Origin of the sequence: Pseudoalteromonas sp. S3178 (assembly GCF_005886985.1) — a bacterium.
Taxonomy (GTDB): Bacteria; Pseudomonadota; Gammaproteobacteria; order Enterobacterales; family Alteromonadaceae; genus Pseudoalteromonas; species Pseudoalteromonas carrageenovora.
Genome location: NZ_PNCW01000110.1, coordinates 1 through 5,785, shown reverse-complemented (window position 1 = coordinate 5,785; position 5,785 = coordinate 1). Strand labels below are relative to the sequence as shown.

The window sequence follows — 5,785 nt, the reverse complement described above, 5'->3', positions numbered from 1 at the left end:
TATCGTAAACAAGGTTAGTTAGTGTTTGTTGGTTTTGTTGTTCCATATCATTTCTATAGTGCCTTAGCTTAGGCGTTTATAGCTCCCTAGAGTTTTAAATTGAATAAAGGTAAATAAAATTTTATTACTTTTTGTTCCTTCGCTTACCTCTTGCCATTTCTTTTTCGACAGCAGCACGAACGTCTTTTATATCTTTAAAAAAATCATACTGATATTTAATAAGACCTTGGTATTTTTCACCTTTAATTAAATAAAAAGAAAGCAACATAAAGGCTATATTGATAACTGTTGCAATATAATACCCATTACCTTCTAAAATTATAAAAGCCGGTAAGCAAATCACAGCTAAAAATAAAGCATAGAATTTTAATATATTTGCGCAAAAAAAAGAGCCTTGGCTTACTTTAAAATTTATAAGGCAAAATGCTATCCCTGTAGAAAATAAAATTCCTAACAGCCACTCAGGTTCTGTATTAAAGTATTGCGTTAACACAGTCATTCCGGAGTATACAGTACCCAAAAGTAAGAGCACTGTTACTAATAGAAACCTTCGTAAAAGCTTCCATGGTGGAAATAATAGAAATACCTCATCGTTTTTAGACACTACTTACTCAACTCCTCATATATTCCAATTGCGAGTGAATTCACCGTTCCAGATAACGCACTTCCGCCAAAACTAAAAGATGCGCCAATAGTATCCTTAAGCTGTAATCTCAATGCTTGGGTAATTTGAACGCCGCTATAGCGCTTAGGAAATTGTCCGCTTCTGACCATCCTCTTCAATACTTGGTTAGAAACGCCAGGGTGATTCAACCTAATTATATCTTGGGTTAAACGTTTTCTTTCACTACTAGAAAGACCCTTTAGAAGAGCCTCGGTAGTTTTATTGGTATTTGCTTTTAGTAGTTTAACTGCTTTTAGAGTTGCAGCACCGGCAGCGGCAGCTCCAGCCAATGAAACTACATCAAGCGCCATAGTTACATTCTGATACCATTCCTTAGAGTCATATAAGTCGTTTAATTCAGGGTTTACGCTTTCGTTATAGGTTCTGACACCACCGTTAATGCATTGAAGTGAACTCGCCGTACTGGCAGCCACTGCTAAATATGTAACGGCAGAACTTGTCCCGCCAGAAATTGGGATCGCCGCCGCACTACCAAAAACGACAATCCAACCTAACACAGCCGCACTACAACTTAAAACTGTACCGGCAACCTCACCAACTAAACGTGACTCTCGTGCACTACTCTGACTATTTTTCAAATGACCTGCAAACTCTTGCTGATTCATATTTTTTGGTTGTTCGCGAAGTACTATTTTCGGACGAGTTAAAGATGAACCACTATAAGCTCTCAACTCTACAACCGTAAAGCTTGAATCAATATACATAACCCCAGCGCCAGTCAACCCCGGAAGTTTGTCAATATCTTTAAATAGCCTTGCTTGATTTATTTCATGACTAAGTCGAACTTTTAACTGTCTTTCTTTGTGGCGTTGGTATTCATTCCCAAACATAAAAAACTCCTTTTAATTTAATTACTTTTTCAAGCTTATCTACAGCATTGAACTTATTTACTCTGTTAAAGCTAGACATACGAAGTCTATTTTCATTTATCCAAGATCAATAACTGTGGCTGCATTTATAGTAAATTCAGCTAAGTGATATTTATTCCCTACTTTGTTAATAACCAGCTCAATAGGTGTAGGTACATCCGTATTACATTTAAATATAACTTGCGTAGCACCTTGAGCTTCATTACACGGTGCAATAAAAAATACAGGAATAATCAGCAAAAATTTACCAAGGTTACTTTTTATCATGCTTCTTAAATACCCTTGGCAATTCAATATTATAGTTATTTAGTAAGTACATTACTTAATGCTTAACTGACACACCTGATAAATCAAAGTTGTAAAGTGTAACTGAATCAATGGAGAGCTCTTCAACTAGCTCAGTATTCTTTACGCTAATAACCCCTTCATCAATACTAATATTGCTTACATTACTACTTAAAGTGAAGTTAGCGAGTGCGTATAGCTCTGAGTTGATGACTTGATATCCCTTTAGTACTTGCAATTTGTTACCTGTAAAAAACTTTATTAATGCATAATAATTTTCGCCTTTTTCGAGCAATGTTATTTCTGGCGTGTGACCTTTTAATCGAGTGGCAATAAAAGGGATCCCTTCACTAAAAGACAAAATGTAGGTATCCCTTGTAGGCAAGCAAATACCTGACTTATCTTTGTGGAGTAATTTAACTTGCTCAAACTTCAATGACTGCAATAGCCCTGTTTTGTCATCAACTTTTATAGGCTTAGTTACTTTTATATTTAAACATTCTGACGCGAAAGCGATATGACTTAACGTTAATAGCAGAGTACAAATTAAGGCCTTAAAAACATTCATATGCTTACTCCATATGTTTGCCAATTATGAATAAACTCTTGCACAGTTCCCTTTCCAAGAGGCGTATTATAATAAGTTTTCCAATACTGTGCCTGCGCATTAGTATCATTAGCTTCTGGCAAGGCGTCTGGTGCTCTTAAATAGTGGACTCTAGCAATGGCGCATGCATAGGCATCATTCTCTTTTAGCTCTTTTAACTTATCTTCAGTAGTCATTAAGCTTTTAACTTTTAATGCTAACTCTCCTCTATAACTTAGGTAATTATCCCAAATGTCATCATGAGTCGCAGGCTCTATCTGAAAATAACTCAACGCAGGTCCACCGCCTAGTTGTTGACGATACTTCAATCGACTTTCTTGAATCGCTGTACCCAGCAATAAGGTTTCTGCTTTTTTTGATGATAAGCCGATTTTTAACAGCGTTGGTTTTATTACATCGTTCAAAAAAAGTTGAGGATCTTTCATTCCTGCTTTTTGAGAGTAATATAATGCAAGCTTTTCCATTAATTTTGCGAAAAGTAGCATCGTTAGCATTAATTTTTCCATCGGGACGAACCATGTTTAACACTTTGCTTTGGAATAACTTAATAGCAGCAATAGTTTTTGAGTTTTCTGGGCGAGGGTTTAAGCGACCATCGACAATTAAAGCTTGCGTAGGTGGAATAAGTTTTAGTAATTTATTCAAAGCCGTTTGTACCGTTTTTACATCATTTAAACTGTTAGTGCCGCCCAACCCAACAGGTTGAGTTATTCTGATTGATGACATCAATAAAGTCCTTTTTAGAGTTTTTATATAGCTCGTTTAATATCTAAATATAAGTTACTGAAAGATGGAAAGCTCAACCTACCCCTTGTCTATTTCTTTCAATGTATTTAATAAAAAATCGTTACCATTTTTAGAGATAAAATTTGCATGTATATATAACCTATCTTTTTCAGTAAGATATATATCAGTGTTTGATATCTTTGTTAAATAGCTTTTAACTAATTTTGACTCGGTGCTATTGGGGCTTCTAAAGAGTGTTGACTTTTCCAATCTATCTCTATTTTTTAAAGCAAAGAACGCTGAAAGATTGGCCATAAAATGTGTCAAATCTTCTTTAGTTACTTCTAAAGACTCCAAAAATTTAATAAAAGCTTCATCGAAAACTTCAGCGTTATCATTACTCGCTTTTAAAAAAGATTCGACATGCCCGCCAAGGTTTGCACCATGATTATGTTGGTCAAAGTCAGGGGTTCTTACAAAGTAGTTTTTTTCTCCACGAAAAAAGCTATTTGTCTCATTCGTTTTTAAAGCAGCTGCAAATAAATTATTCATATGTAACCTAACTAAAGTAAAATTATAAAGAGAGTATTTTCAAGTCTCATATTCGTCTTTGTACTCATCAATATCACCAACTATGAAATCCAAAAAACTTATTTCTAAAGTATCATCAACTGTTCTACTAAGGTTATTCCAAACAATAACGTTACCAAAAGATTCCATTTTTGGAGATGCATTTAAGCAATAATAGATCTCATCGTTCAAGTTTTGAAAAACTATCAAGCTCTTCGGTAGGTTAATCTCATCTCTCTTTTTTGCTGTGAACCATACAAAATTAGGAATACCAGCAGTGCTAAAATCACTACTTCTAGTCAACCCATAGTACTCTAAAGAGCCTAGGCATAAATAACCTATTTTTTTTAAGAAAGCTTTATACTCTTCCGGCAAGGAAACATTTAAATAGGCTTCTGCATTCGCTATCTCTTCACTACTATGAGTTACTCCAATTGAAATATCTTCGTTAGAAGACATTTCTGATAACATTGACTGAACATCTAAAATTGTACTCATTACTCAAACCCTTCTGATCTTTTTATCCAATATTTAGAACTCCATTTTGTGAAAGCTTTCTGAGCATCTGTCTGCTTCACTTTACCAGTTCTAGTTTTAGGCCATGTTGATTTTTTCCCATTATGAGCTCTAAAGCTATAATTTTTTCTAGCTACCCATTCACCGTTTACTTTATTGTATTGTGGTACATGTAAAACTTTAGTTTTTTTAGAGTGAAACTCACCACCTACTTCAGCTATTGTTCCTGGCTCTCTTTGTATTAAATGATGAAGATTCACGGGTTGGTCATCATAACCGATCGGAGGCCTTCCCTTTTTCATCCTCTGTATATTAGTACGATTCTCACCATCAACTTTATTAGGATCAAATAAATCATTTCGCTGAAAAACACGCCTGCCATCAACTTTGACCGGAGCACTCCAAATTTTTAAAGTTTGGCCTTTCTGTGCATCAATTACTTCATCGTTATCTAAGCTTTTCGAGCTTTTAAAGCTATTCGATAGCTCTTCAAGACTGTTATTGTGAACGACAGTCTCGGAATTAATTAACGCAGCCTCTGTTATTCCGCCTTTAGTTTTGCCTCCTGGGATCCATTCTCCATCGTATGCACCACCTTCGCGACCATTTGGAATATCATACTCAAATCGCTCATCGCCAGGTTCGACTGTAATATACGTAATTTCATCATTACTTAAGTCTGTGTTTTCGCCTAAACTAAGTTCATCTCTAAGTATTCTCCAATCATTTCCTGATTGAGTGTATTTAGCGATAATAGCGTCCATTTCACTTTTAAGCCCTACAAACTTTCTTGGCGGTAACGTGGGATATTCAGGGTTTAGCATCCAACTTTGAATAGAAATAAAACCTGCACCTTGTTGATTAAACTGGGCTATATGTGCATCTATATATGATTGTGGTAGATATGTAGACGGATCTGGCCGCTCAGCTTTAGGAGTAAGTAAAACTTCTTTTACCTTTTTGTAGCTATCCGCCGCTTCAGTGGTGCTATTAAAATGCCCTTTGGTATTTTTTAAAAATGTATTCCAGCCATTTTCCTTACAACTCAACCCAAACGGATCAACCCAATTCACCGGATTTGGCGCATATTGATAGTGGTTTATCCCACCCACTAAACCAATCGGATCTTGGTTTATAAAGCGTTGTTGTTTGGGGCTGTAGTAGCGATAACGGTTGTAGTGTAAACCACTCTCGATATCTAAATATTGCCCTTGAAAACGAATTGGCTGAGTGAAGGTATGTTCTTTATTAGTGACAGGCTCGACTTCTGGTTCTTCATAGCCATACACATCGGCTTGGTTTTCCCATACCACTTCTGCTTTGTTATTAGTAACAAAACGTGGGGTATTTAGTTGGTCTAGGTGGTAGTAGTACACCTCACTTTGTTTAATTAGTGCGACTGGGTGAAACTGATTTGGCAGGTTGATATACCAGGTATATTCACCGTGCTGGCATTCACCGATTAACTGGTCGTTATCCCAAATGTAGTCAATTTTACCGTGCTCGGTGTGCTTGGCGATACGACGC

At 36.1% G+C, this 5,785-nt stretch carries 8 protein-coding genes; all 8 read right to left on the bottom strand.

All coding sequences use genetic code 11. The features are described from left to right. Nucleotides 1–124 precede the first annotated feature (124 nt). Entirely contained in the window at nt 125–604 is a 480-nt protein-coding gene (locus CWC11_RS20065) for a hypothetical protein (protein WP_138684108.1), read from the bottom strand. Next, entirely contained in the window at nt 604–1,515 is a 912-nt protein-coding gene (gene ssp4, locus CWC11_RS20060; protein WP_055020041.1) for an Ssp4 family T6SS effector, read from the bottom strand. The genes CWC11_RS20065 and ssp4 overlap by 1 nt, the downstream gene beginning before the upstream one ends. Nucleotides 1,516–1,611: 96 nt before the next feature. Beyond that, complete coding sequence (locus CWC11_RS20055) at nt 1,612–1,821, bottom strand: hypothetical protein (protein WP_138684107.1); 210 nt, start codon at nt 1,819–1,821, stop codon at nt 1,612–1,614. A 55-nt stretch (nt 1,822–1,876) separates the two neighbouring features. Then, on the bottom strand, nt 1,877–2,407 hold the full coding sequence (locus CWC11_RS20050; RefSeq protein ID WP_138684106.1) for a hypothetical protein: 531 nt from the start codon (nt 2,405–2,407) through the stop codon (nt 1,877–1,879). Next, the gene (locus CWC11_RS20045) at nt 2,404–2,952 is read right to left on the bottom strand and encodes a hypothetical protein (RefSeq protein ID WP_249330774.1); all 549 of its coding nucleotides are present in this window, start codon (nt 2,950–2,952) and stop codon (nt 2,404–2,406) included. The genes CWC11_RS20050 and CWC11_RS20045 overlap by 4 nt, the downstream gene beginning before the upstream one ends. Nucleotides 2,953–3,250: 298 nt before the next feature. Beyond that, nucleotides 3,251–3,724, bottom strand: coding sequence for a hypothetical protein (locus CWC11_RS20040; protein WP_138684105.1), 474 nt, complete (start codon nt 3,722–3,724; stop codon nt 3,251–3,253). A 39-nt stretch (nt 3,725–3,763) separates the two neighbouring features. After that, nucleotides 3,764–4,240 (bottom strand): SMI1/KNR4 family protein, encoded by a 477-nt coding sequence (locus CWC11_RS20035; RefSeq protein WP_138684104.1) that lies wholly within the window; start codon nt 4,238–4,240, stop codon nt 3,764–3,766. Then, on the bottom strand, nt 4,240–5,785 hold a 1,546-nt coding region (locus CWC11_RS23545), incomplete at its 5' end, for an RHS repeat-associated core domain-containing protein (protein WP_283241017.1). The genes CWC11_RS20035 and CWC11_RS23545, both read right to left, overlap by 1 nt.